Genomic DNA, 23,807 nt, shown 5'->3' with positions numbered 1-23,807 from the left:
GTACCATTACAGCAATCAACAAGGAGGCAGATCATGAAGGCTTGCGGCATCATCGTTGAGTACAATCCATTTCATAACGGTCATTCTTATCATTTACAACAATCAAAAAAACAAACAGAAAGCGATTGTATTATCGCAGTCATGAGCGGCAACTTTCTTCAGCGTGGAGAACCTGCCATTATGTCCAAATGGGAAAGAGCAAAGACAGCCCTTATGGGCGGCGCAGATCTTATTATAGAACTACCCTATTTGTACGCGGTGTCGCCTGCTCCGGTTTTCGCACATGCAGGGGTGAGACTGCTTCAGGCTTTAGGAGCAAGAGCTCTTTGTTTTGGTAGCGAGTCCGGAAATATTGATTTATTTTACCATACGATATCCACGTTGGAGAAGCAAAAGGATTTATATGATGAAGTGTTCCAATCCTACAGCAAACAAGGATACTCCTTTCCTAAAGCTTCCTCCCTTGCCGCCGGTTCCTTATCATGGGATACGGCTGCTCTGGATTTATCCCAGCCAAACAATATATTGGGAATGGAATATGTAAAAGCCATCGTTAACAGCCATGTGCCGATGGAAGCATATACCATCAAACGCATTGGTGCATCCTTCCACGAAGAAAGCATGGACGCCCACCAAATTGCCAGTGCCACTGCCATTCGAAAAACCTTGAACAGCTCCCAGAAGCCTTGCGTTTCTTCCATTGAACAAGCTGTTCCTTCTGATACATCCTTGATCCTTTCACACTACCTGAAAGAAAATGGACAGTTCTCGACATGGGATTCCCTGTTTCCTCTCTTGCGTTACAAGCTGCTGGCTACTCCTGCAGAAGAACTGAGAAAGCTTTATGAAGTTGAAGAAGGTTTGGAATACCGGCTAAAGGAAACCATCCGGCACGCTGATTCTTTTCATTCTTTCATGGCCGCTTTAAAAACGAAACGATATACCTGGACCAGGCTTCAGCGCATGTGTCTTCACATCCTGAACCATATCTCAAGACCCGATGCAGAGACCGCTTTAAAGGAAGGTCCTCCTTACCTTCGGATACTGGGAATGAGCGATGTGGGGCAACGTTATTTAAATGCCGTTAAAAAACAGGCGAATCTTCCAGTTCTTACGACCCTTTCCAAAATGCAGCACCCGTTGATCGACCTGGAAAAGCGTGTATCAGCTGTTTACTTCAGCGGTTATCCTCAAACCGTGGTCACAAAAAAAATAAAGGAGGAATACAGTACCCCCCCTTTACGCTTTCAAAAAAGCAAGGGTCAATTCATTTGACCCTTATTTTTTGGTTTTTAATTTTTTTAAATAATCCAGAGCATCGTCCATTTTCTTAACAGGGACAATCTTCATGGACGTATTAATATCTTTGGCTGCCTTTACGGCATCTTTATAATTATTGTCGCTCACCGGTGCAAAGAAAATTTCAGCTCCCGCTTTGTCAGCAGCAACAATTTTTTGCTGGATGCCGCCAATCGGACCAACTTCCTCATTGATGTTGATGGTACCGGTACCCGCGATTTTATGGCCCTTTGTCATATCTCCCTCAGTTAACTGGTTCAAAATTTCAAGAGAGAACATAAGCCCTGCCGATGGTCCCCCAATTTCGCTCGTTTTTATATTGATTGGCGGATCTACCTTGATCTCTACGTCTGTCACAGGATATGTAATGCCAATTCCCGCCCGTTTTTCATTATTCTGGCTCAGCTTTTTCGGGAATTTTTCGAGCGCTACCGTACGGTTCAGCGTTTTTTTGCCTCTTAGTACCTTCAGTTTTACTTTGTCTCCCGCTTTCTTATCGGCCAACCGTTTCAAAAGATCCTCTGTTGTTTTAACCGGCTTCCCTTCGAGCTCCACAATTTCGTCTCCAACCTTCAGTTTCCCTTCGGCAGGCATGCCGGAAATGATTCCGGTAACATAGACACCTTTGCTGATGATATCCACCTTCTTACCGGCCTTCCTGTACGCAACGACGGTAGCAGCGTGCTGGGAGTCCTGCATCATTTGCAGCTGGCGCTGATTGTATTCTTCGTCGGTTTCATCTTCTGCTCTGACATTATTAGCGGGAAGAAGTTCCCTGTAATCACTAACTTTTGCATACAAATACTGCGGAATATTGGCTTTGCCGATTCGGACAGTGGTCAGCATAAAGCTTCCTTGTTCTTTATCCCCGCCTTTGACATGGATGATCGGTGCCAGTTCATTAGCACTGCCAGGTGATGTTACGTAGTAGGGTAATGGATATAAGCCAATCACAAGGGCAATTATGATGATGCCAATCAGTGAAAGTCTATTGACCCATCCTATCTTCCGGGGATTCTGTGTATCTTTCATGATTGTTCTCCTTCCAGGTCTCAATTTTATGCTTAATGCTCTCAATTTTGCTTTTTCCAGCCTCTTCCCCGATCGATATGATTTCATTCACATTTTTAAATGCGGTGGAACTGAATTGTTCAACCATGGGCCGCACCATAATATCAGCAGAGATTTCATGATACCGCACAATTTCTCTTTGCATAATATCGATGCTTTGTACAATCACGTCTAAAATAGAAGTCATCTCAGGCTGCGCTTTAAAATGGGAAATGTCCACAGCAACCACGATATCCGCACCCATTTCCCTGACAACTGCAGCCGGTACCCTTTCAATGACACCCCCGTCGACCAGCAGCCTTCCATCTATTTTTTCGGGAACAAAGATACCCGGTATAGAGATGCTGGCCCGGACCGCTTCAGCAATCGGTCCATTTCGAAAAACGATCTTTTCGCCCTTGATCAGGTCCGTAGCTACTATGGAAAGCGGAATAATGGTGTCTTCTATCCTTTTATTTTGTGTAAGGAGCCGGATCAATTCCTTGATTTTTTTGCCTGAAACAAAACCCATTTTTGGGACTGTATAATCCATATAATACTTTCTTTTAAACAAAGTTGCCATTTTTATGAGATTTTCATTATTATGGCCCATTCCCACCATCGCTCCCACAAGTGCACCCATGCTGCTTCCCGCGATCATGTCAATGGGAATGCCCGCCTCACGAAGCGATTTGATCACACCGATATGTGCAAAGCCCCGTGCTCCTCCTGAACCTAGTGCCAAACCGACAATTGGCCTGCGCATTTGGGTTACCTCCTAACTGTTGTCCTTTTTAAGATATGGTCTAAAATCCTAAGCTATACGTATAAATATATAGATGGACAAGGGATGCAAGGTCAGGGCTTGTTCTTTATGATCGGGGGAATCAACGTGAAATGGAATTTTTATAAATCGATCGCTCTTTCGGTCGCGGCGATTATCCTTGCAGGTGCAGTGATGATATTTCCTAAGGAAGCTTTTGGCGCCTCACTGGATGGATTAAAATTGTGGTGGGATGTTGTTTTCCCTTCTCTTTTACCCTTTTTTATTCTATCTGAAATCCTCATCGGATTTGGAGTGGTTCATTTTTTTGGTGTGCTGTTCGAACCTCTCATGCGTCCTTTATTTAAAGTTCCAGGATCCGGAGGTTTTGTATGGGCGATGGGCCTTTCATCCGGCTTCCCTGCAGGGGCCAAACTGACCGCAAGATTATGGCAGGAAAAGCAGATTACAACCATTGAAGCAGAGCGTCTCGTCTCGTTTACGAACTGTTCAAATCCCCTTTTTATATTTGGCGCGGTTGCGGTTGGTTTTTTCAATAATCCTTCTCTTGGAATTGTTCTTGCTTTGAGCCACTATGTGGGAAATATACTTGTCGGGCTTGCCATGAGGTTTCATGGCAAGAAACGTTCAAAAGAAAAGGACACTTCTGTCCCATTGCACAGGATTCAGCCATTTCGCGCATTACAAAAAATGCACGAAGCCAGGCTTGCAGATGGCCGGCCGATCGGCAAGCTATTGGGAGACGCGGTTCAGTCATCCATTTCTACTCTCTTGATGATCGGTGGGTTTGTTATTTTGTTTTCAGTGATCAATCGGGTATTGAGCCTTCTGTCAATTACCCCGCTTTTTTCCAATTTCCTTGAGAAAGGTCTTTCCGTCTTTTCCATTTCGGGCTCTCTCAGTTATCCATTCATCTCAGGATTATTTGAAATTACAATGGGAAGCAAGCTTGCGAGTCAGAGTCCGTCCTTTTTGATGCAGCAATGTATCGTCGTCAGTTTTATCCTGGCATTCAGCGGATTTTCGGTTCAGGCTCAGGTGGCAAGTATATTATCGGAGACCGATATCTCGTTTAGGCCTTTCTTTCTGGCCAGACTCCTTCATGGTGTTTTTGCTGCGGCTCTGTCCGCCATTCTTTTTCCGGTGCTTCTCTCCCCACATTCAAAATCGGCCATCGCAGTCTGGGCGGACGGACATCTAAAGCAGTATCCCTGGTCTCATTATTACCATTATTTCTTGCAAATAGGTTCCCTGCTGACACTTACCACTCTTATCCTTTCCATATTCCTGTGGGGCCTCAAACACTCAAAAGAGAAAAAACACCCCCGTTTTCATTAACGGGGGGTGCCAAACTTTTCTTTCAACGCATCTTGGACAACAGGTGGAACAAGGTCGGCTACAGATGCATGATACTTTGCCGCTTCTTTTACGATGCTGGAGCTTAAAAAGGAATATTGATTGTTTGTCATCATAAAAAAAGTTTCAATTTCTTCATTTAGTTTTTTGTTGATCGAAGCGATTTTCATTTCATATTCAAAATCCGAAACCGCCCGGAGTCCCCGCAAAATAACATTGGCCCCTATACTTTTTACATAATCAATCAAAAGCCCGCTGAACGAATCAACCCTCACGTTAGGAAGGTCTCTCGTAACTTCTTGCAGCAATGCAATTCTCTCTTCCACAGAAAACAGCGGCTTTTTGCCCTGATTGTTAGCAACCACGATGATTACTTCATCAAACACGTTGGCTCCCCTTTTGATAATGTCCAAATGACCTAGGGTAACAGGATCAAAACTTCCCGAACACACCGCTTTCTTAATCAATGCAACCACCTCATAATCTCTTTTTCAAGCATAACTTCTTTGTATTCACTGACCTTGCAGCCGGTATAACGATATCGTCGTACTGCCGTAGTTTTCTTCTCTAACTTTCTTTAAATTTCCGATCGCTTCTGGCAAGCGGACAGAAGGGTCATGCTCAGCCACCACCTGTACATCACGATTCAATAAACCGTATTCATCGAGTTTTTCGATATCCTCAGCGATACGCTGTCTCGCATAGGGCGGATCAAGCAAGACCAGATCAAAGGCGAATTCTCTTTTTTTCAAGGCCTTCAATGCACGATGTGATTCTATTTTATAAACCTCGCTTTGTTCTTCATAACCGCATGCTTTCAGATTACTTTTAATCACTTCTGTTGCTTTTGCATCGCGGTCCACAAATATAATCTTGTCCATTCCCCTGCTCAGCGCTTCAATTCCGAGACCGCCGCTTCCACCATACAAGTCCAGTCCGAGACCGCCCTCAAAATAAGGGCCAATAATATTAAAAAGGGATTCTTTGATTTTATCAGTTGTAGGCCGCGTTCCTTGCCCCGGTACTGCCTTTAAAGGCCGTCCTTTGCATTCACCTGAAATGACTCTCATTTTTCCACACCTTACCGTTCATAATTACTTGTCTTTAGTTCTTCATTATCCTATCACAAATTTTTCAGAATAAACACTGCTACCCGTATAGAAAATGCCCGTCCGGTCATACTAAAGATAACAACATCCCTAAGATGTTGTTGCCAACCGCGGAGAAGACTTACTTCCCCATAAGTTCTTCCTCCGGTTTCTCCTCTCCCATCGCCTTAACGATAGTGATTGTTACTAATCCATAAGGCACCCCGCAGACGATCTGCGGGGTTTTTTTTATCTTTAGATGTCCCGTTTCCATACCCTTTTCAGCCTGTACCTTCTGTGATACAGTTTTAACATGAAGGAGGCTTTATTTTCTTATGATCCAGAGATTTATTGAACTTGGTGAAGGATATTCCGATATTTACGAACTGTTAGAGATTGCCCGTTCCAACCAAAAAAGAATCAGCCAATTACTCTGCCTGAAAACTGATATAAACGGACGATCTCAAGCATCCCTACTCGTTGTCCTTCACCCTGCCCCAGAAGGTAACTTCCAGCCGCTTTACCTCTGCCGTGAAGGCGTTCCTGTTCCCTCCAAACGCTATGAGCTGTTTGAAGAACTATCCAGGTACTTAGAAAAGGACATTATCACCTTTGATGTTAAGTCTTCCGGCGAATTTCAGGAAAAAGAGCTCTACTATCATTACCTTACGGGCATCTTGCGACTGAATTACCTGATTCCCCCGTTAATTTAAGAATCTCTCATGCAAAAAAGATGACCCCTTCCAAAACACGTGGGTCATCACTTTTTATAATCCCATTTTATAATCGTATTCCTTAGCTTTATCCGGGATTTTGCTTTCGTATTCTGTTTTAATTTCATGCTTGTGGGATCTCTTTACTTCTTTAACGAAATGGAGGGATTCCAGTTTGTTGGCTACTTCTTCAATTTTTGCAGCATCACAATAAATGACGGCATATTTCATTCGTTTTGAAATGTAATGGACATTTCCATACCGCCTTAGCTGCTTGGAAAATTTCAGAGAATGCAAATAAACCGCAAGACCCATTCGGTTACCTATCATAATGTACTCCTTTAACACCATCTTTTCATTTTAGTCTAGCATGATTAAGAGCGTCCTGCAATTTAATCCCAGATTGGAAAGGAGAAAGCAAAAATGAACCTGGATGATATATGGTTTCGTTTTCTTACCGCTTTCCGCCAGGCAGACTCTATCGTATCCATTGAAAAAAAGCTGGTTGCCGGGCTTCCGTTCCTTTATATCCTGACCAGTGGCACTATCTCAGAAAAGATGATTGAAGAAATGATCAAACAGGAAGCCATTTATGCCATGAAAGGAAAAAGGATCAATGCGGAAATGATTTACGTACGAAAAGAAGCTTTCCTGTTTGTTTACCGTTTCCGCTTTCTGGTTCCTCAGGAAAAAATGTTTTGCTGCGGCAATCTCTGTGAAGATTGTATACGCTACCAATCAGCCACATAAAATAAGAGCTCGATTTGAGCTCTTATCCGCAGCTGCATGCGCCTCCGCTTCCGCATCCGCCAGAACAGCTTCTTGAATCAAAAAAGGGATTCCCCGTGGGAACTTTAATATGTTCAGATACACTGCCCGCAATGAGCGAGCTGCATTCGTTTAACAGATTTTCCAGATCCTTCTCGGCTTTTTTAAAGCTGGAGATGGTTTCATTAAAATCAAGCTCCCGTTTTAACAACCTCACATTGGTGGATACCGTTTTATAGTCCGGATGGTATTTTCCAAACCGCTGAACTTCTTCATACAGTTCTTTCACCTTGTTGAATTCCTTGATCAGGTTTTGTGCTTCCGTATCTTGTTCCAGTTTATATTTAGTCACCCGGTATTGAATGGCAGCCTCTGATTCGGCTATCATTTTCCCGAGAAAATAAGATTCATCCAAAAGACTTACGTCTAATACTGTTCCCAGCATCCTCTCACTCCTTGATGGGGTTTACTCAACTATAAATATTTCTATCATTATAACTGAATATGAAACAAGTTAAAAGGAAAATGACATTCAGGATTGACTCCGATCTCAGAAAAAACGTATAATACTCTCGTTTGTATGATATTGAGAGTGAGGACAAGAATGAAACTTGTAACGTTTAACCCATTCCGGACGATTGGCATTCCCAACGTCCAATATGTAAAACCCGATCATATGTTCAAAGAACTTGAAAAGATAAAACAAGCGGATGTTCTTTTATTTCCCGAAAACTGGCAAGTCAACTCCCTGGTCTATGGAATGAAAAAAAGAATTTTCCCAAGCATTGAAAGCATCCAGCTGGGCTACAGCAAAATGGAAATGACGAGGGCTCTGTGGACAGTGTGTCCGGAGAATGTGCCTTATACCGAGATCCTCGGCAACTCAAAAGATAGCAGACAAAACATTCTGGAAACCTTCCCTTTCCCATTTGTAGCCAAAGAAATCAGAAACTCCATGGGAAGAGGCGTTTTTCTTGTGAACAATGAAGAGGACTTCTACAACTATTCAGAAGCGAACGATATTCTGTATGTTCAAGAATATTTGCCGATCGACCGTGACCTTCGTGTGTGTGTCGTAGGAGATGAAATCATTGGCAGTTATTGGCGTATCGGAAGCAACGGTTTTCACAACAATGTCAGCCAGGGAGGTTCTATCTCCTTTGACCAAATTCCGGAAGAAGCCCTGGAGCTTGTCCGACAGACAGCCAAAGCGCTAAATGTCAATCATGCAGGATTCGATATTGTAGCCGCCGGTGACAAGTACTATATCCTTGAATTTAATGTACTTTTCGGAAACCAAGCATTTAACCACCTTGAAGTTTCTCCCGAGAAAAAAATATATGAATACCTGTTAAAGGCAGAAGCTTCACAGTAAGCCATGCTTTTATGTTTGAGGAGAAGCCTAATCCTTTATAGGTCTTCTCCTTTTCCCATCATGCTTAAAAAATCCATCATAAGCCCGACGGTTTTCACCTGATTGTGAAACTTATCGATCCGCTGGCCAAAAGTCCTTCCAAAGAAAACATCCGCTTCCTTTACCATGACTTCTAAAAGCATGGGGTTCCTTGAAAGATCCCTGTACCATTTAGGCTGCTCCCTCATAAAAAACTTCAAGTCCGGCCGGCTGTGCAGATAATCAATGATCTCTCTCCTCATTGGTCACACTCCCCATTAGTCTTTATACGATGAAAAATAATTGTCTTTGGATGTGGATGACGGGCTATCATACGTTTTGGAACCTTGAAATTGTTTTAATAGCTGGTGAATCCCTTCGATTGCACCGCTGAACTGCGCTAAATGCTGGCCGATCTCACTTACATTGATATCCCGGAACATGCTAAAAAGGTCCCCGACGGTGATCTCTTTTTTTGTTTCTGAAGCGTCCGGCTCCTGCTTCTGCTTTCGCTCCTTCAGTCCTCTAAAATGAGTATACTCTTCCTGGCTTTTTTGGTCAGGCTTATATTCATTCCAGATGTCATGGTGCTCTCCAAGGACGATCCAATCTTCGTACACATCCCTCCACGAACGCGTATTTGAACGGACTTCTCTAATCAGCTTAGGATGCTTCTGAACAAATATTCGAAATGCCTCAACGTCCTTTTTCATCTTCTCACCCCCGGCTGTCCTTCAACGACTCCAATTCACCTATTACATGATACAGTTCCGCCTATAAAAAGGTGCGCCTATTTTTTTGCAGAGTCCCTCATTGTGAAGCGATTCCATTTATGTCAATATAAAAGAGCAACAGTTCGCTGCAAGACAGAGAGAGAGGGTTAGAACATGGATTTGATGAACGAAATGGAAGCCTATTGGAATGAAGCATCAGAGGAAGAAAAAGTGGTGCTTACCGGGATTATGAAAGGCTTGAAGAGGAAAAGGGAAAATGCATATTCAACGTATATTTCCAGCCTGATGGATATGCAGCTTAGGAAGCTGAATGAAAGCACTGTGGAAGTCACGATACCCGTTACCCCTTTTTTAGACAATACCATCGGAATCGTTCATGGTGGCTTAACGGCAACGTTAATGGACACTGCAATGGGAACAGCTGCCAATCTTTCACTTCCCGAAAATTCAGCAGCCGTCACTTCGGAAATGAAAATCAATTATACTTCCCCCGGAACAGGAAAATTTCTGCGCTGTGTTGCCCAGGTGCTTCACCATGGCAAAAATGTGATCGTGACTGAAGCAAAGGTATATGGCGATCAAGAACAGCTCGTTTCCTTGTCTACAGGCACATTTTTTATCATAAAAAAGTAAGGAAAAGCCAATTGGCTTTTCCTTACTTTATGGTTTGATAAAATTTTGGGTATAGTAGCTGTCATATACACCAACACCGAGTTCTGTATAATTCTCATTTAACAGAGCTTCACGGTGCCCCTGGCTGTTGAGCCATCCACCCACTGCTGCAAGACCGTCCGTATACTTGGCTGCGATGTTTTCTCCGGCCCCGGAGTAATTCACACCACCATCTTTCAGCCTGTCAGATAAGTCTCCTGCTTTTGGGGAAATATGGGAAAAATAATCAAGCTGCGCCATTTCTTTGCTGTGAAGATAGGCGACTTTGGCTGTTTTAGCATCCCAATGCAAGGGATTAAGTCCATGGTCTTCCCTGATCACATTTGTAAGATCAAGAATCTGCTGCTCCTGCCCTTTTTCGATTTCACGCTTCATGCTTCCCTTAAATTCAGGCTGAGGCTCCAGGCTGCCTCTGTAAACAACAGAGTATGGTCTTTGTGCAAGTAGCGTTTCTTTATCGATATATCGGATACTAAACAATTTCTGAGAAAATTTATCAAAATAAAGCTGGGCATAAATATCATTTAACGGAATGAGCGGGCGGGTATTCATTTCTTCCTCCGACAGTTCAAAACGAAAAAAATCATCACCCTGCTTTACGGTTATCTCACTTTTAACTTGTAACTTTTTAAGGATGGAAGTGACAGACTGTCCGATTTTGAAAGGTTTTACCGGTACTCCTTTACCTGCGGCAAAAACCGTGACCACTTTATTGTTTTTAACACCGGCCTGTAAATAGCCACCTGTGTTGGTGTAAACATACCAGTCGTAGCCATAGCCTGAAGGTTCCACTCTGTCAGCAGGGCCAAGACGGTCGTTTAAGTAGTCCTTGCTTTTGCCCATAAAGTTGGCGACAGTGGATTTTTCAACTCGTAATGTTTGGATGCTTTCCTTTGGGATCTTCTGTTTGGTATCTTCGGGTGAATGATTGGGATGCTGTTCACGGGTATCCAAAAAGAAAAAAATTGCAAGTAAACCCAAAAGCGTCAGAATTGCTGTTTTCTTCAAAAGCTGTACTCCCTTCAAATACATACCTTTCCTAACTGTACTGTACTTTAAGGGATTTTGTCCATTAAAGCGAAAAAAACACCCACTTTTAAGGGTGTTTTTTTAAGCACGTGTATTATTGGAGCTGGTCTCTCTGCTCGGAAATTTCACTCAAAGCAGCACCGGCTTTGGAATCTGATTGTTTATGCACCGCGATGTCCCCCAAAGACACAATTCCGACCAAATCACTGTTTTCAACGATCGGAAGACGGCGAATTTGATCACGTGACATCAACTCGGATGCTTCTTCTACACTCATATCGGGAGACCCGGTTATGAGCTGGCTGCTCATTACATCAGTCACCTTCGTTGATCCCTGTTTCTTTTCAGCCACAGCGCGTATAACAATATCGCGGTCGGTAATGACGCCAAGAAGCTTTTTCCCTTCACATACTGGAATAACTCCTACATCATCCTGCTTCATTTTAACTGCAGTTTCATAAATGTTGTCTTGTGGCGAACAAGTATCAACATTTGTGGTCATTATGTCTCTTAAAGTTTTCAAAAGGAAATCCTCCCATTCAATTTTTCTCATGTAGTATGATCTGCTGAAGAAAAATTATGCAAGGATGGATAAAGGGGAAATATTTTGACAACGATTGCATCTTCCAGAATTTCATACTATCATATAAAAGTAAAGGTTTACATGAACATTGGGAGGTAGTGTAATGGTATTTGAAGAAAGTGGCCTAAAAGGGCAAGTTGTCCAATTTTCAATCCTGGAACATATTATGAACAACCATGGCATCGTCCGGGCTGGACAATGGGATTATGAAAGAATTACATACGATTATAAATTTGAAGACATGACAAATGGAGACGTTTACTACTTGCGCTTCCCTTGCATCGTAGCCGAAGGTGAGATTGAACGCCCCTATGCAAAAATTGAACTCGGCGACCCATACCTTGGAAAACACTATTACCCGCACGGTGTGGAATATGATGAGGAGTTCCCAAAGAATATCGTAGACCATTGTAAAAAAACCATTAACCTGGTTGCTGAAGAGATCCAGTAAGTTTTCTTGCCAGCAACCTGGTTGCTGAAGAGATCCAATAAGAACGATAACCGAGCGATGCAAACAGAAAAAGAGTAACCCTTCCCGGCTGGGAGGGGTTACTCTTTTGGTCTGCTTTTTCCGATTGAATAGCCTTCAAACAGCCGTCCTCCATATGGCTTGAGCACATTATCGGCGAATCCGATCACCTGGTGTTTTTGACGGGTCTTGTAATATTCATCAAAGATTGAAACAAAGCTCTCCGCAAACTCTCCATTAAATTCCTTTAGCGCCCTGACAATCCATTTCCCTTCCCCGATCCAGCAGCCGTTGACACGGAGAACGAACTCATGAATTTTGGCCGCGAGCCGGGACACCGTAAATAAATCTTCTGCCGGGCTGGTTGAACCTTCTAGATCATCCAGCAAGTTGGTGATTTCATACCGTGCCGAATCTACTTCCTTCGATTTCCATGGCAGCGGACCTCTCTTCAAGAGGGCTAGTGCTTCATTTTTAATGGAAGCCGCCTGACCGTTATCCTTAAGGATGATACCTTCTGCACACATTTGAGGAAGCGAGGGGCGTGCACGGTCCCTGTTTTCCTTAAAGAAGTCTTTATACGTATGAAAACTGTGGACAAACACTTCGATAGGCCAGCCGAATTCGACAAATGACTTTCGATATGAATGTTCCTGGGACCCGTCAAACACAATAATGTCCAAATCTGAGCTTTCAGTTGCTTCACCTCTCACAATGCTTCCGGCCAAAAATACAATCTCTGCCACAGGAAAGTATTGCTCAATAAATTTTTTTGCAGCATGGACTGCACTGTCTCTTATTGTCATTGGAATGATCTCCTTAAAAAAAGTCATATATAAACGGGGTCTGTGCCGGCAAAATGGATTGCAGCAGCTTGATGTCTTCGCCTTTTCCTGAAATTCTTCCAAATCGGTGCAACTGATCCGGCGTTTTATAATTGAACAGAATAGCGGTCAGTTCCTGTATGTTAAGGGATATGCCTCTTTGAGGTGTCAACGTGCAGGAAGAATTTCCTGTTTTCACCGGGAAAAAGTTTATCGATTTTTCTCCTTCCTGAAAAGAAATGGCATATGATCCTTCATTCCACTCGGCAACCGGGTCTTTTACATGAAGAAACAAGGTTTCATTGCTCTTGCACATAAAGGGATAATCTTTCAATGCTTCAAGGACGTTCACAATTCGCCCCATAAAATAGCTGTGCTGTTCTTGATGGATCTTAGGGTCCCCCAGATAATACCCCATTTCATCGTCTGGCGGAACCACAATGGTCACATTATCAATCATCGAATCATGGTTACCTATAAAGTTCCACAACCCGTTAAATCCTTCTTTGTCCAGAAAGACAAATTCTTTAATTTCCATTTCATTTTCTTTAATGGAATAAACAATATAGCCGAGCGCTTCACTTCTGCTGTTTTTATAAACTGCGATCTGTTTTTTGGCTAATATGTTGTTCTTCCACCAGACCTCGGTGCGCTTCAGCGTGCCATTATATCGAGCTGCAAATTTCTCATAGACTGGCTTTAACATCATCCAATCCTCAGGACCATGCCGCACCACCTTGCCATCCACTCTTACAAAGGAAGGAAACTGCTTTTTATGTATGTTGTACTTTTTGTAATCACAGGTGAGTTCCCAACCGAAGCTCCGGTAAAAAGGGACCGAGAAAGGATGTAGCATGGAAAGGTAGATTCCTGATTGGTTCATTGCCTGTAATGCATGCGCCAGCAGCTTTCTGACCAGTCCCGTCCTTCTATTTTCAGGCCATGTGGCAACCCCTGCCAACCCACCCATTTTTACTGCTTTTCCAGAAAAATACACGTCAAATGGCAACAGATGATACTTTGCCAGCAATCGTTGTTCTTGATCAAATGCACCGTAAACCGTATCCGGGTCAGTATTTGACAGTCGTTTTTCAATCTCCTCAGGAGTTAAGGAGTACCTGAATGCGTATTGTGAAAGCTCAATTGAATCCAATAATTCGTTGCGTTGAAGATTCCTGATCAATGTTTCTCCTCCTATTCGTGATTACCAACTATTTCGACATCATTGCGTTAAAATCATTTATTTTCACAAAAAAAGATAACCGGTCACCCGGTTATCCTTAGGAATTTTTGGCCGCAGCAGTCAACTTGATCTTCACCAGGTCTTCTTTGTCTTTTGCCCGCTCTTTTTTCACCCATTTGTAAAATATATGGCCGAGCACGGTACCGTAAACCGCTTCCTGCAAAACTTTCATTAAGATCCCACCAGAATTTTGATCTTCAAGCGGTGGCAGGAATGAAAAAAGCAGAGGTGCATGAGCGTATGTGTCATATAGCACATGGCTCGAAAACATAATGAGGGCACAGGCAGGCGTCAACAGGACTCCACTGGCAAACACATACCCTACCTTTTTCAATTCGGACAGAGTGGTTAGTTCTTCCACCGGACAAAGTACCGGCCACCACATCGTAAACGCGGTTATGAACAATAGTGAATGGCTGAAAAACATTAACAGGCCGTTTGCCATGATAGCATCAAAGATCACCGGCATATGATAAATAGAAAACAATGCGATAAAGACAAGAATGGCAATCAGCGGTTGGGTCATAAAATGAATAAGTCTGATGAACTTGTTGTCCCTTTTCATCCATTTTAAATAAAAATCATGGGGCATCCCCAAGATAAGAAACGGAGGGACAACAAGATAGCTGATGGCCATTTCCAGCATATGCACACTAAACAGATAATGGTGGCCAATCACGTTCAGCGGACTTCCTTTAGAAATATAGAGAAAAACAAGCCCCACAGTGAAGAATATTTTTTGCAGCATGGTGGCTTTTATCTTACTGCTTCGAACGCCGTAAAACCGGTAATATAAAATGCCAATGACCAGTATTATCAAAAAAATATCCGGCCGGTACAGATTGTAAAAACTGAAATCGCTCAGTTTTTCAGGTGCCATCATATGATGGTTCATTATAGCAACTCCTTTCCCACGGAAAGCAGGGATATTCGATAGTTATAAAAAATGGCTGCCGAATCAGCAGCCATTTTTCGTCTTAGGAAGTCCAGATCATTCCTGCAATGCCTACCACCGTAATGGCAGCGATTAATATACCGCTGAACATTCCCCATAGCGGGAAATCATGTCCTTTATGGCTCAAATGCATCCAGATATACAATTGGAAGAATACTTGAACAACAGCGAGCACCAGAATAAACAATACAGCAAACGAATCTGCCACCTTATCACTCCAAATGGCGTAAAAAGCAACCAATGTCAAAAGAATCATCATGATGAATGAAACGTTGTGATGCTTTCTTTCTTCCTTGAACGCAAGCTTACGCTGCAGTGCTTCATTGCGGTGAATATTGGTTTCAGTGTTGTTATGATCAGCCATAGGTTAACCCACCTTCCCCATAAGATACACTACCGTAAAGATGAATACCCACACGACATCAACAAAGTGCCAGTATAAGGCGAACAAATAATACTTTGGTGCATTAACAAGGGTGATTCCACGGTTCCAGTTCCGGATTAGCAGTGTGATGATCCAGAGACATCCAAACGCCACGTGTCCTCCATGGAACCCGACCAGCGTGTAAAAGGCAGAACCAAAGGCACTGCTCGTAAAAGTATGCCCTTCATGCACATATTCCATAAATTCATAAACTTCAAGTCCGAGGAAGCCAAGCCCCAGAATTAGCGTGATAATAAACCATTTTTGAAGGGTACGCACGCGATTTTGTTTTAAGGCAAGCACGGCATACACACTTGTTAATGAACTCGTTAAAAGAAGCATGGTTGCCAGGAACACGGTAGGGAGCTTGAACAGCTCCTCCGTGGATGGCCCATCCATATTCATATGGCGCAAACCCAGATACGTACCAAACAATGTGGCAAATAAAACAGTTTCACCGCCGAGGAATAGCCAGAATCCTAGAAACTTATTTTTTCCTTCAAGGGTGGCTTTTTCGGGATGTTCCGGAAAATTAGCATCCGTTAAACGTTGTCCAGCATCCATTATAGCTTAACCCCCTTAAGATCTTCTTCCACTTCTTCTTTATGAATATGGAAGCCATGGTCATCAATAACAGAACGAAAGAACATGCTGATAAAGGTTATCGCCATCCCAATTACAACGACTGTCATTGTGTCATAAATTAAACCAAATGCAGCTACGAATAAACCGATGGACATGATTAACGGAAGAATGGATGGGTTCGGCATATGAATGTCTCCCACTGGTTCTGCCGGTGTCATGCCTTTGTTGCCTGCTGCTTTTTCAACCCAGAATGCATCCAGACCGCGTACCAGAGGAGTTTGGGCAAAGTTGTATTCAGGTGTTGGATACGGGATCGCCCACTCCAATGTACGGCCATGCCAAGGATCAGAAGATGGTGCGTATTTTTTAGAAGTTGAAATGATAACATTGATAAATAATACAATGGTTCCAATTGCCATCAGGAATGCACCAATCGTACTGATAAAGTTTAACTGGTCAAGATCCTGTCCGGAAAGGTATGTAAATACCCGGCGCGGCATACCCATTAATCCCAGGAAATGCTGGGGGAAGAAAGTTAGGTGGAAACCGATAAAAAACGTCCAGAAATGAATTTTCCCTAATGTTTCATTAAGAACACGGTTGAACATTCTAGGATACCAGTAATACAATCCGGCAAACAGACCCAGAATTACCCCACCGACAATAACGTAGTGGAAGTGGGCAACAACAAAGTAGCTGTCATGGAACTGATAGTCAGCAGACGGAATCGCAAGCATAACTCCTGTTACGCCACCCATAACAAAGGTAGGAATAAACCCAACTGCCCATAACATAGCCGTGGAGAAAACAATTTTTCCTCCCCACATGGTGAAGAGCCAGTTGAAGATTTTAACACCTGTCGGTACTGCAATCGCCATCGTCGCTACAGCAAAAATGGAGTTGGCTACCGGTCCAAGACCTACAGTAAACATGTGGTGAACCCATACCATGAAACCCAGGAAACCGATGAGCACCGTCGCAAATACCATTGCGCTATACCCAAAAAGGCGTTTTCTAGAAAAGGTTGCCACCACTTCACTGATCGCTCCAAAGGATGGAAGAATCAGTATATAAACCTCAGGGTGGCCGAAAATCCAGAAAATATGCTCCCAGATCAGAATGTTACCGCCATTGTCAGGGTTAAAGAAGTTGGCATCAAACACCCGTTCAAACATAAGCATGAACAATCCAATGGTCAGGGGTGGAAACGCGAATAAAATCAAACCTGAAGTTACAAATGCCGTCCACGTGAACAACGGCATGCGCATGAAGGTCATCCCTGGTGCGCGCATGTTGATGATGGTAACGAGGAAGTTAATTCCTCCTACTAACGTACCCGCTCCGGAAATCTGCAAACCAAGCACGTAGAAATCCACACCGGATCCTTCGGACGTCGTAGACAGAGGCGCATACGCAGTCCATCCTGCATCAGGAGCGCCGCCTAGCAGCCAGCTCAGGTTCAGGAGAACTCCCCCAAAGAAGAACAGCCAGAACCCGAGCGCATTAACAAATGGGAACGCTACGTCCCTTGCTCCGATCTGTAATGGAACAACAGCGTTCATAAAGGCAAATATAAGTGGCATGGCCGCAAAGAAAATCATTGTGGTTCCATGCATTGTAAGCAATTGGTTAAAAGTTTCAGCTGCGACAAAATCATTTTCCGGTTTAAACAGCTGAATTCGCATGAACATGGCTTCAAGTCCACCGATGATGAAGAAGAATCCCCCGGCAATTAGGTAGAGTATACCTATTTTCTTGTGATCGACAGTTGTGAGCCAGTCCATCAGCCCGCTTCTCTTTTTGTGACTTGCATGAGTAGACACCTTTTTACCTCCCTTTTTACAAACAGCTCCTATGTCTATTGAAGTTTTAGACTAAGAAGATAGTCAGCAACTGCATCAACTTCTTCATCGTTAAGGGGCACGTTCGGCATGTTGTTGCCTGGTTTTACTTTTTGTGGATCTTTAATCCATTTTTTAACATTATCTTTGTTGTGTTCGAGGACACCCGCTACTCGCTGCTTGTCACCAAACCCTGTCAGGTTAGGACCGGTGTTTCCGCCCTCTTTTCCAACGGCATGGCAGGACAGGCAGTTCTTTTCAAAGATCTTTTGTCCTTCGGCAGCATTGCCTGTAGCTTTTCCGCTGGCTTTTTTGAAAGAGTTTACCCAGGCCTGGTACTTATCCTTGGACACGACTTTTACTTTGAAATCCATCAAGGCATGTGAAGCTCCGCAAAGCTCGGCACATTTACCCTTGTAAACTTGTTCCTTGCTTCCTGTCTCGATCCACATGTAGTTTTTGCTGCCGTCACCAGGATTGGTATCCGTTTTTCCGGCAAGTGAAGGGATCCAGAAGGAATGGATAACATCAGCAGAAGATAATTCTACATGGACCTTGGTGTTAACTGGAAGCACAAGTTCCTGGGAAGTGATAATCTCCTCTTTCGGATATTCAAACTCCCACCAATACTGATGGCCCGTTACTTTCAGCGCCAATTCACCCTTTTTCGGCTTATCCTTTGCTGAGAGATCGAAGGTTTGCATAACCGTTGGCACGGCAAGTATGATCAACAGCAAAATTGGAATCGCTGTCCACAGAATTTCAAGCAAATGATTCCCTTCCACTTGCTCAGGGATGGTATCGTCACCTTTGCGCTTTCTGAACTTAATAATTACAAATACATAAATTACAAATACGACCAACAAAACAAAGATCATGATTGCCAAGCTGAGAACCATTAATGAATATTGCTTGTCAGCAACTTCACCCTGCGGCAAAAGCGCAGAAAGCGTTGGATCACCGCAACCCATCAAGAGAAGCGCCAACATTGCAAACAAAGGAACCAGCCGCCCTTTACGCAGCAATTTTCTCATCACTTCATAAAACCCCACTTTCTCGTTGTAGTTCAGCTGTTATATCTATTACCTGCTTAGCATAAACGTCGAATGTCTCATTTACATTAAGCAGCAAATAGCAAGAAAAATGTAAGCCCTTTTATGTAAAAGGTCTTTAAGATCTGGATTTTTCCAACAAGGGATTGCTCATCAAAATCCAGTATCATATGTTCACGAGAATCATAGCCACGAAGAGAATCGTCAAATAATTGAGCGAGTAGACAAACATCTGTCTTGCCCATTTGATGTCATTCGTTGACCTGAGTCCGGATAAACCAAGGGCCAGCCAGCACAAACCCATGATGGCAGCTAAGATGGTGTACACTTTGCCAAATGGATAAAGATAAAGAGAGACTGGAATTAAAGCGGATACATACCAGACCATCTGGCGTTTTGTCATTTTAAATCCCGACACAACGGGAAGCATAGGAATACCTGCTTTTCTGTATTCTTCGCAACGCTTCATGGCGAGGGCAAGAAAATGGGGAGGCTGCCATAAGAACAGGATCAAGAACAGGATCCATGCCGTATGAGCGAGACCCGGGTCTACTGCCGCCCACCCGATCAACGGAGGCATTGCACCGGAAATTCCTCCAATCACCGTGTTGATTGAATGGGTTCTTTTCAGCCACATCGTATATACAACCACGTATACAAAAAGTCCGATCAGTCCAAAAACTGCAGCTGTTAGCGTTGTCATTGCAAGGAAGATGACGCCCAGGGCAGATAAAATAATTCCCATCCACAACGCCTGGTTTGCTTCTATTTTCCCGGTTACTGTCGGTCTTTCCTTCGTTCGTTCCATCAGGCCGTCGATATCACGGTCTATGTAATTGTTGAGACAGCACCCCCCGGCAATGATAAGGGCGGAACCCAATACAGCCAATGATAGAACAACAAGCTTATCCATAAACAGAAGATGGTTGTACTTGATTGCAAGGAAGGATCCTGCAAAGACGGTAATGAGGTTCGAGATTACAATACCCATTTTCGCAAGGGTAAGATAGTCTCTCCACGTACCTGCCGGATTTGCTTCGGTTAAAGGGTTCGGTTTCACCACTTTGTCAGCTGCCCCAAGAGTTGTTTCCGTTTTGCTCACCGCATACACCTCCTTTACAGGTAAGTTTCCATCCATTTCAAAATTATCCATTTAAAATGCCATATTTTATTCTAAATAGTAATGAAACGGAAATCAATATGTAAAATGCCTATCTTTTTTCACATAATGTCGAAAATTATCACATAATGGTGTGATATGATAGACAGGTTTCAAAATCATTATAAAACAATTTAGAAGGTTTGTATACTTCATCCCGGACACCTCAGGCTCCCTATCATATCTATGATCTGGGAGCGATTGGCATATGTTTAAATTTTAACAAATTTGTGAATTTTCTTGTCGTTTTTCGCGCTCCCCCAAAAAAGAAGCTGACAAGGAGAAAGATAACCTTCTCTTCATCAGCTTCTTTTAGGAATTCTGAATTATTTTTCCAGCTCAACCAATAAATCTCCAGGACTTATTGCTTCACTGTTGCTTGCATAAATTTCTTTTACAATACCATCAAATGGAGCTTGTACTGTGGTTTCCATCTTCATGGCTTCGGTGATCATCAAGTGATCCCCCTTTTTAACTTTTTCCCCTTTTTCCACCAGTACCTTTACGACGGTACCGGGCATTCCTGCACCAATATGAGCAGGATTTGCCGGATCGACTTTTTGCTTCACTGCAACGGCAGATTTTACGCTCTCATCTTTAATTACGACTTCCCGCGGCTGGCCGTTTAATTCAAAATAAACGACTCGCGTACCATCGAGATGTGGCTCACCAATAGAAACCAGACGGACGATCAGTGTTTTCCCCTTTTCAATTTCCACCTCTAGTTCTTCACCCAGGCTCATTCCATAGAAGAAGGTTGGGGTGTCAAGGACAGAGAGATCACCATATTGGTCAAACATTTTTTCCCGTTTCAAAAACACCTTTGGATACAGCGCATACGATATTGCGTCGAAGCTTGTGACCTGCCGGTTAAGTTTATGGAACAAGGTTTCCTTAATATCCAAAAAGTCCGCCGCTTCAAGCAATTCTCCAGGGCGCTTGGTAATGTGCTCCCTTCCTTTTAAGATCAGCTGCTGAAGCTCTTTAGGAAAGCCCTGGTACGGCTGTCCAATGTAACCCTGGAAGAACTCTACAACAGAATCCGGAAAGTCAAGCTTTTCTCCTTGTTCATACACATCGTCCTCGCTCAATTGGTTCTGAACCATAAACAAGGCCATGTCACCCACAATTTTAGATGAAGGTGTAACTTTAACCACATCACCAAACATATCGTTTACACGCCTGTACATTTGCTTGACAAGGTCCCATTTCTCTTCCAGCCCCACTGCTTTAGCCTGCTGCTTCAAATTGCTGAATTGACCGCCAGGCATTTCATGCTCATAAACTTCCGGATCGGGAGCGTTCATACCGCTTTCAAATCCCTGGTAGTAATGGCGGACGTCCTCCCAATAGGAACTTAATCGCTGCAAATTATTGATATCGGCCACTGGCTGGCGATCGTGGCCGGACAACGCATAATATAATGAATTGGCTGACGGCTGTGAGGTGCCTCCTGCCATGGAACTGATTGCAACATCGACAATGTCAACGCCGGCATCAATGGCTTTGGAATATGTAAAAATGCCATTTCCGCTCGTATCATGGGTATGGAGATGGATAGGAATCCCCACATTCTCCTTTAATCGTGAAACAAGCTCATAGGCAGCCTGTGGCTTAAGCAGACCTGCCATATCTTTTATGCCGAGAATATGGGCCCCTGATGCCTCCAGCTCCTTCGCCAAATCAATATAATATTGTGCATTATATTTGGTACGGCCGGGATCGAGGATATCTCCGGTATAGCATACTGCTGCCTCTGCAACCTTTCCGCTTCTTCTCACCGAATCGATGGCAACGGTCATGCCTTCGACCCAGTTTAGGCTGTCAAATATCCTGAAAACATCAATACCTGCTTCACTTGATTTTTCAACAAATTCTTCAATAACATTATCGGGGTAGTTTTTATAGCCAACTGCATTGGATGCCCTCAGAAGCATTTGAAACAAAATATTGGGAACCTTATCACGAAGCTTCAAAAGCCTTTCCCATGGATCTTCATTTAAAAAACGGTACGCAACATCAAACGTCGCTCCTCCCCACATCTCCATGGAAAACATGGCGGGCCACAGTTTTGCAGTCGGCTCTGCCGCTTGAAGAAGGTCGTGCGTTCTTACTCTTGTAGCCAGGAGAGATTGGTGGCTGTCCCGAAACGTCGTATCGGTAAGTAAAACATTATTTTGTTCCTGAATCCATTGAGCGAGCCCTTCGGCACCTTTCTGTTCAAGAATTTGCTTCGTTCCATCAGGGAACGTGTCTGATATGGAATCAGATAGCACACTGGGCTTATGAAAAGCTTTCTTTTGCACTTTTTCAATGCCGGGAAAACCGTTAATGGTCGTGGAACCTATGTAGCTGAGCATCTTCGTTCCGCGATCTTTTTTCTTTGGAAAAATAAACAGCTCGCTCGATGTGTCAATAAAAGAAGTGTCATAATCGCCTGAAAGGAATGACTCGTGCTTTACGACATTTTCAAGAAATTCAATGTTGGTTTTAATCCCCCTGATCCGGAACTCTTTTAAATTCCTCAACATTTTGGCTGCAGCCTGTTCAAAGGTAAGTGCCCATGTTGAGAGCTTAACGAGCAATGAGTCATAGTGGGGGGTGATCACAGCCCCCTGAAATCCGTTTCCTGCATCAAGTCTGACCCCAAATCCGCCGCCTGACCGGTACACATTGATTCTCCCTGTATCGGGCATAAACTGATTGGACGGATCTTCAGTTGTAACCCTGCACTGGATGGCAAATCCATGACAGGCGATCTCTTCCTGCCTCGGGACACCAATTATGTCGCCATGCAGCTGGTTCCCCTGGGCAATCAAGATTTGTGATTGAACAATGTCGACCCCAGTAATCATTTCCGTGATCGTATGTTCAACCTGAACTCTTGGGTTCACTTCTATAAAATAAAATTCACCGCTGCCGGTTACCAAGAACTCGACCGTTCCAGCATTTAAATAGCTGATATGCGACATGAGCTGAACTGCCGCACGGCAGATTTCTTGCCGCAGACTGATATCGAGACCAACACTTGGTGCAACCTCTACCACTTTTTGATGTCTTCTCTGAACGGAACAGTCCCTTTCGAAGAGGTGGACGATATTGCCTGACGAATCCGCCAATATTTGAACCTCGATATGTTTTGGCTTTTCAATAAACTTTTCAACATATACCTGGTCCTCGCCAAATGCCGCTTTTGCTTCAGATTTCGCACGTTCATAGCCCTCGGCAAGTGAATTTTCGCTTCGGACAATTCTCATGCCTCTTCCGCCGCCTCCGAGCGAGGCCTTAATAATAACAGGATATCCATGAACTTTAGCAAAAGATTTTACCTCATCCAGGCTGCCTACCGGGCCATCGCTCCCCGGTATAACCGGCAGCCCGGCACTGACCGCCACTTCTCTTGCTTTCACCTTGTCGCCAAACATGATCAGATGCTCTTCTTTGGGCCCAATAAAAACGATATTTTCCTCGGCGCAGCGTTTTGCAAAATGAATATTCTCGGATAAGAAGCCGTATCCGGGATGGATAGCATCTATCCCATTCTTTTTTGCAATGCCGATAATGCCTTCAACATCCAGATAAGCATCAATCGGCTTCTTTCCTTCTCCGACCAAATAGGCTTCATCTGCTTTATAGCGATGATAAGACCCAGAATCTTCCTTTGAATATACCGCTACTGTCCGTATCCCCAATTCCGTGCAGGCACGGAAAATACGAATCGCAATCTCGCCGCGGTTGGCGACGAGTATTTTTCTGATCGGCTTTTGTGACATCGGTATCTCTCCC

The 23,807-nt window shown here is 43.6% G+C and carries 27 protein-coding genes; 7 read left to right on the top strand and 20 right to left on the bottom strand.

The features are described 5' to 3' along the window. Positions 1–33 precede the first annotated feature (33 nt). Positions 34–1,275 (top strand): nucleotidyltransferase, encoded by a 1,242-nt coding sequence (locus tag BLT53_RS04655; protein WP_090233130.1) that lies wholly within the window; start codon positions 34–36, stop codon positions 1,273–1,275. A 3-nt stretch (positions 1,276–1,278) separates the two neighbouring features. Here the strand turns inward: BLT53_RS04655 and BLT53_RS04650 are convergent, their stop codons facing one another. Together BLT53_RS04650 and BLT53_RS04645 are read right to left on the bottom strand one after the other, a co-directional pair. Next, complete coding sequence (locus tag BLT53_RS04650) at positions 1,279–2,331, bottom strand: SepM family pheromone-processing serine protease (RefSeq protein ID WP_090233128.1); 1,053 nt, start codon at positions 2,329–2,331, stop codon at positions 1,279–1,281. Beyond that, positions 2,288–3,115, bottom strand: a complete 828-nt coding sequence (locus BLT53_RS04645; protein ID WP_090233127.1) for a patatin-like phospholipase family protein — start codon at positions 3,113–3,115, stop codon at positions 2,288–2,290. The genes BLT53_RS04650 and BLT53_RS04645 overlap by 44 nt, the downstream gene beginning before the upstream one ends. A gap of 84 nt (positions 3,116–3,199) precedes the next feature. On the opposite strand from BLT53_RS04645, the gene ylbJ reads away from it, so the two are divergent. Then, positions 3,200–4,471 carry a sporulation integral membrane protein YlbJ gene (gene ylbJ / locus BLT53_RS04640; RefSeq protein ID WP_244520356.1) on the top strand — a complete coding sequence of 424 codons (1,272 nt, stop codon included), beginning with the start codon at positions 3,200–3,202 and terminating at the stop codon, positions 4,469–4,471. On the opposite strand, the gene coaD is transcribed toward ylbJ, so the two are convergent. The 3 genes from coaD to BLT53_RS25590 form a co-directional block, all read right to left on the bottom strand. Beyond that, positions 4,468–4,956, bottom strand: coding sequence for a pantetheine-phosphate adenylyltransferase (gene coaD / locus BLT53_RS04635; protein ID WP_090236704.1), 489 nt, complete (start codon positions 4,954–4,956; stop codon positions 4,468–4,470). The two genes, ylbJ and coaD, sit on opposite strands and share 4 nt — an antisense overlap. A 45-nt stretch (positions 4,957–5,001) precedes the next feature. After that, positions 5,002–5,559: a 16S rRNA (guanine(966)-N(2))-methyltransferase RsmD gene (gene rsmD / locus BLT53_RS04630; protein ID WP_090233126.1), complete on the bottom strand. Its 558-nt coding sequence runs from the start codon at positions 5,557–5,559 to the stop codon at positions 5,002–5,004. 160 nt (positions 5,560–5,719) lie between these two features. Beyond that, the gene (locus BLT53_RS25590; protein WP_280138792.1) at positions 5,720–5,851 is read right to left on the bottom strand and encodes a hypothetical protein; all 132 of its coding nucleotides are present in this window, start codon (positions 5,849–5,851) and stop codon (positions 5,720–5,722) included. A 61-nt stretch (positions 5,852–5,912) separates the two neighbouring features. Between BLT53_RS25590 and BLT53_RS04625 the strand changes: the two genes are divergently transcribed. Beyond that, positions 5,913–6,290 (top strand): DUF7147 family protein, encoded by a 378-nt coding sequence (locus BLT53_RS04625; RefSeq protein WP_090233124.1) that lies wholly within the window; start codon positions 5,913–5,915, stop codon positions 6,288–6,290. Between the two features lie 54 nt (positions 6,291–6,344). On the opposite strand, the gene BLT53_RS04620 is transcribed toward BLT53_RS04625, so the two are convergent. Next, positions 6,345–6,620, bottom strand: a complete 276-nt coding sequence (locus BLT53_RS04620) for a YlbG family protein (RefSeq protein WP_061969216.1) — start codon at positions 6,618–6,620, stop codon at positions 6,345–6,347. A gap of 93 nt (positions 6,621–6,713) precedes the next feature. On the opposite strand from BLT53_RS04620, the gene BLT53_RS04615 reads away from it, so the two are divergent. Further along, positions 6,714–7,040 (top strand): hypothetical protein, encoded by a 327-nt coding sequence (locus BLT53_RS04615; protein WP_090233123.1) that lies wholly within the window; start codon positions 6,714–6,716, stop codon positions 7,038–7,040. A gap of 22 nt (positions 7,041–7,062) precedes the next feature. Here the strand turns inward: BLT53_RS04615 and BLT53_RS04610 are convergent, their stop codons facing one another. Next, complete coding sequence (locus BLT53_RS04610) at positions 7,063–7,503, bottom strand: YlbF/YmcA family competence regulator (RefSeq protein WP_090233122.1); 441 nt, start codon at positions 7,501–7,503, stop codon at positions 7,063–7,065. Between the two features lie 159 nt (positions 7,504–7,662). Between BLT53_RS04610 and BLT53_RS04605 the strand changes: the two genes are divergently transcribed. Further along, on the top strand, positions 7,663–8,433 hold the full coding sequence (locus tag BLT53_RS04605) for an ATP-grasp domain-containing protein (RefSeq protein WP_090233120.1): 771 nt from the start codon (positions 7,663–7,665) through the stop codon (positions 8,431–8,433). A 35-nt stretch (positions 8,434–8,468) separates the two neighbouring features. Here BLT53_RS04605 and BLT53_RS04600 read toward each other — a convergent pair whose 3' ends face one another. Further along, positions 8,469–8,714, bottom strand: coding sequence for a YlbE-like family protein (locus BLT53_RS04600; RefSeq protein ID WP_090233119.1), 246 nt, complete (start codon positions 8,712–8,714; stop codon positions 8,469–8,471). Positions 8,715–8,729: 15 nt separating this feature from the next. Further along, the gene (ylbD, locus tag BLT53_RS04595; protein WP_090233118.1) at positions 8,730–9,164 is read right to left on the bottom strand and encodes a spore coat protein YlbD; all 435 of its coding nucleotides are present in this window, start codon (positions 9,162–9,164) and stop codon (positions 8,730–8,732) included. A gap of 174 nt (positions 9,165–9,338) precedes the next feature. Between ylbD and BLT53_RS04590 the strand changes: the two genes are divergently transcribed. Further along, positions 9,339–9,818: a PaaI family thioesterase gene (locus tag BLT53_RS04590; RefSeq protein WP_090233116.1), complete on the top strand. Its 480-nt coding sequence runs from the start codon at positions 9,339–9,341 to the stop codon at positions 9,816–9,818. A gap of 27 nt (positions 9,819–9,845) precedes the next feature. On the opposite strand, the gene BLT53_RS04585 is transcribed toward BLT53_RS04590, so the two are convergent. After that, entirely contained in the window at positions 9,846–10,865 is a 1,020-nt protein-coding gene (locus BLT53_RS04585) for a CAP domain-containing protein (protein WP_170834236.1), read from the bottom strand. 115 nt (positions 10,866–10,980) lie between these two features. Next, entirely contained in the window at positions 10,981–11,409 is a 429-nt protein-coding gene (locus tag BLT53_RS04580) for a CBS domain-containing protein (protein WP_090236698.1), read from the bottom strand. 163 nt (positions 11,410–11,572) lie between these two features. On the opposite strand from BLT53_RS04580, the gene BLT53_RS04575 reads away from it, so the two are divergent. Next, positions 11,573–11,920, top strand: coding sequence for a YugN family protein (locus BLT53_RS04575; protein WP_090233114.1), 348 nt, complete (start codon positions 11,573–11,575; stop codon positions 11,918–11,920). A 98-nt stretch (positions 11,921–12,018) separates the two neighbouring features. Here BLT53_RS04575 and BLT53_RS04570 read toward each other — a convergent pair whose 3' ends face one another. The 9 genes from BLT53_RS04570 to pyc form a co-directional block, all read right to left on the bottom strand. Next, positions 12,019–12,744, bottom strand: coding sequence for a nucleotidyltransferase domain-containing protein (locus tag BLT53_RS04570; protein ID WP_090233112.1), 726 nt, complete (start codon positions 12,742–12,744; stop codon positions 12,019–12,021). A gap of 13 nt (positions 12,745–12,757) precedes the next feature. Then, positions 12,758–13,945 carry a GNAT family N-acetyltransferase gene (locus BLT53_RS04565; protein ID WP_090233111.1) on the bottom strand — a complete coding sequence of 396 codons (1,188 nt, stop codon included), beginning with the start codon at positions 13,943–13,945 and terminating at the stop codon, positions 12,758–12,760. Positions 13,946–14,042: 97 nt separating this feature from the next. Further along, positions 14,043–14,900, bottom strand: a complete 858-nt coding sequence (locus BLT53_RS04560) for a cytochrome c oxidase assembly protein (RefSeq protein WP_090233110.1) — start codon at positions 14,898–14,900, stop codon at positions 14,043–14,045. Between the two features lie 82 nt (positions 14,901–14,982). After that, the gene (locus BLT53_RS04555) at positions 14,983–15,324 is read right to left on the bottom strand and encodes a cytochrome C oxidase subunit IV family protein (RefSeq protein ID WP_090233109.1); all 342 of its coding nucleotides are present in this window, start codon (positions 15,322–15,324) and stop codon (positions 14,983–14,985) included. A gap of 3 nt (positions 15,325–15,327) precedes the next feature. Next, positions 15,328–15,948 (bottom strand): cytochrome c oxidase subunit 3, encoded by a 621-nt coding sequence (locus tag BLT53_RS04550; protein ID WP_061969188.1) that lies wholly within the window; start codon positions 15,946–15,948, stop codon positions 15,328–15,330. Next, positions 15,948–17,792, bottom strand: a complete 1,845-nt coding sequence (ctaD, locus tag BLT53_RS04545; RefSeq protein ID WP_090233107.1) for a cytochrome c oxidase subunit I — start codon at positions 17,790–17,792, stop codon at positions 15,948–15,950. The genes BLT53_RS04550 and ctaD overlap by 1 nt, the downstream gene beginning before the upstream one ends. Before the next feature lie 35 nt (positions 17,793–17,827). Then, the gene (gene coxB / locus BLT53_RS04540; protein WP_090236696.1) at positions 17,828–18,844 is read right to left on the bottom strand and encodes a cytochrome c oxidase subunit II; all 1,017 of its coding nucleotides are present in this window, start codon (positions 18,842–18,844) and stop codon (positions 17,828–17,830) included. 184 nt (positions 18,845–19,028) lie between these two features. Beyond that, a complete protein-coding gene (cyoE, locus tag BLT53_RS04535) occupies positions 19,029–19,964 on the bottom strand; it encodes a heme o synthase (RefSeq protein ID WP_244520355.1) in 936 nt (311 codons plus the stop codon). A 383-nt stretch (positions 19,965–20,347) separates the two neighbouring features. Next, positions 20,348–23,794, bottom strand: a complete 3,447-nt coding sequence (gene pyc, locus BLT53_RS04530) for a pyruvate carboxylase (RefSeq protein WP_090233105.1) — start codon at positions 23,792–23,794, stop codon at positions 20,348–20,350. Between the last annotated feature and the right edge of the window lie 13 nt (positions 23,795–23,807).

Source organism: Fictibacillus solisalsi (assembly GCF_900103485.1).
Taxonomy (GTDB): domain Bacteria; phylum Bacillota; class Bacilli; order Bacillales; family Fictibacillaceae; genus Fictibacillus_C; species Fictibacillus_C solisalsi.
This window is presented reverse-complemented; position numbering and strand designations above follow the sequence as displayed.

What these genes read in the sequence shown, in the direction of transcription:
- BLT53_RS04645 (WP_090233127.1), bottom strand. Translation starts at nt 3,115, where the DNA reads ATGCGCAGGCCAATTGTCGGTTTGGCACTAGGTTCAGGAGGAGCACGG.
- BLT53_RS04650 (WP_090233128.1), bottom strand. Translation starts at nt 2,331, where the DNA reads ATGAAAGATACACAGAATCCCCGGAAGATAGGATGGGTCAATAGACTT.
- coxB (WP_090236696.1), bottom strand. Translation starts at nt 18,844, where the DNA reads ATGAGAAAATTGCTGCGTAAAGGGCGGCTGGTTCCTTTGTTTGCAATG.
- BLT53_RS04550 (WP_061969188.1), bottom strand. Translation starts at nt 15,948, where the DNA reads ATGGATGCTGGACAACGTTTAACGGATGCTAATTTTCCGGAACATCCC.
- BLT53_RS25590 (WP_280138792.1), bottom strand. Translation starts at nt 5,851, where the DNA reads ATGGAAACGGGACATCTAAAGATAAAAAAAACCCCGCAGATCGTCTGC.
- pyc (WP_090233105.1), bottom strand. Translation starts at nt 23,794, where the DNA reads ATGTCACAAAAGCCGATCAGAAAAATACTCGTCGCCAACCGCGGCGAG.
- BLT53_RS04605 (WP_090233120.1), top strand. Translation starts at nt 7,663, where the DNA reads ATGAAACTTGTAACGTTTAACCCATTCCGGACGATTGGCATTCCCAAC.
- BLT53_RS04570 (WP_090233112.1), bottom strand. Translation starts at nt 12,744, where the DNA reads ATGACAATAAGAGACAGTGCAGTCCATGCTGCAAAAAAATTTATTGAG.
- BLT53_RS04600 (WP_090233119.1), bottom strand. Translation starts at nt 8,714, where the DNA reads ATGAGGAGAGAGATCATTGATTATCTGCACAGCCGGCCGGACTTGAAG.
- BLT53_RS04625 (WP_090233124.1), top strand. Translation starts at nt 5,913, where the DNA reads ATGATCCAGAGATTTATTGAACTTGGTGAAGGATATTCCGATATTTAC.
- BLT53_RS04610 (WP_090233122.1), bottom strand. Translation starts at nt 7,503, where the DNA reads ATGCTGGGAACAGTATTAGACGTAAGTCTTTTGGATGAATCTTATTTT.
- BLT53_RS04560 (WP_090233110.1), bottom strand. Translation starts at nt 14,900, where the DNA reads ATGAACCATCATATGATGGCACCTGAAAAACTGAGCGATTTCAGTTTT.
- BLT53_RS04575 (WP_090233114.1), top strand. Translation starts at nt 11,573, where the DNA reads ATGGTATTTGAAGAAAGTGGCCTAAAAGGGCAAGTTGTCCAATTTTCA.
- BLT53_RS04555 (WP_090233109.1), bottom strand. Translation starts at nt 15,324, where the DNA reads ATGGCTGATCATAACAACACTGAAACCAATATTCACCGCAATGAAGCA.
- BLT53_RS04615 (WP_090233123.1), top strand. Translation starts at nt 6,714, where the DNA reads ATGAACCTGGATGATATATGGTTTCGTTTTCTTACCGCTTTCCGCCAG.
- ylbD (WP_090233118.1), bottom strand. Translation starts at nt 9,164, where the DNA reads ATGAAAAAGGACGTTGAGGCATTTCGAATATTTGTTCAGAAGCATCCT.
- rsmD (WP_090233126.1), bottom strand. Translation starts at nt 5,559, where the DNA reads ATGAGAGTCATTTCAGGTGAATGCAAAGGACGGCCTTTAAAGGCAGTA.
- BLT53_RS04620 (WP_061969216.1), bottom strand. Translation starts at nt 6,620, where the DNA reads ATGATAGGTAACCGAATGGGTCTTGCGGTTTATTTGCATTCTCTGAAA.
- ylbJ (WP_244520356.1), top strand. Translation starts at nt 3,200, where the DNA reads ATGCAAGGTCAGGGCTTGTTCTTTATGATCGGGGGAATCAACGTGAAA.
- BLT53_RS04590 (WP_090233116.1), top strand. Translation starts at nt 9,339, where the DNA reads ATGGATTTGATGAACGAAATGGAAGCCTATTGGAATGAAGCATCAGAG.
- BLT53_RS04655 (WP_090233130.1), top strand. Translation starts at nt 34, where the DNA reads ATGAAGGCTTGCGGCATCATCGTTGAGTACAATCCATTTCATAACGGT.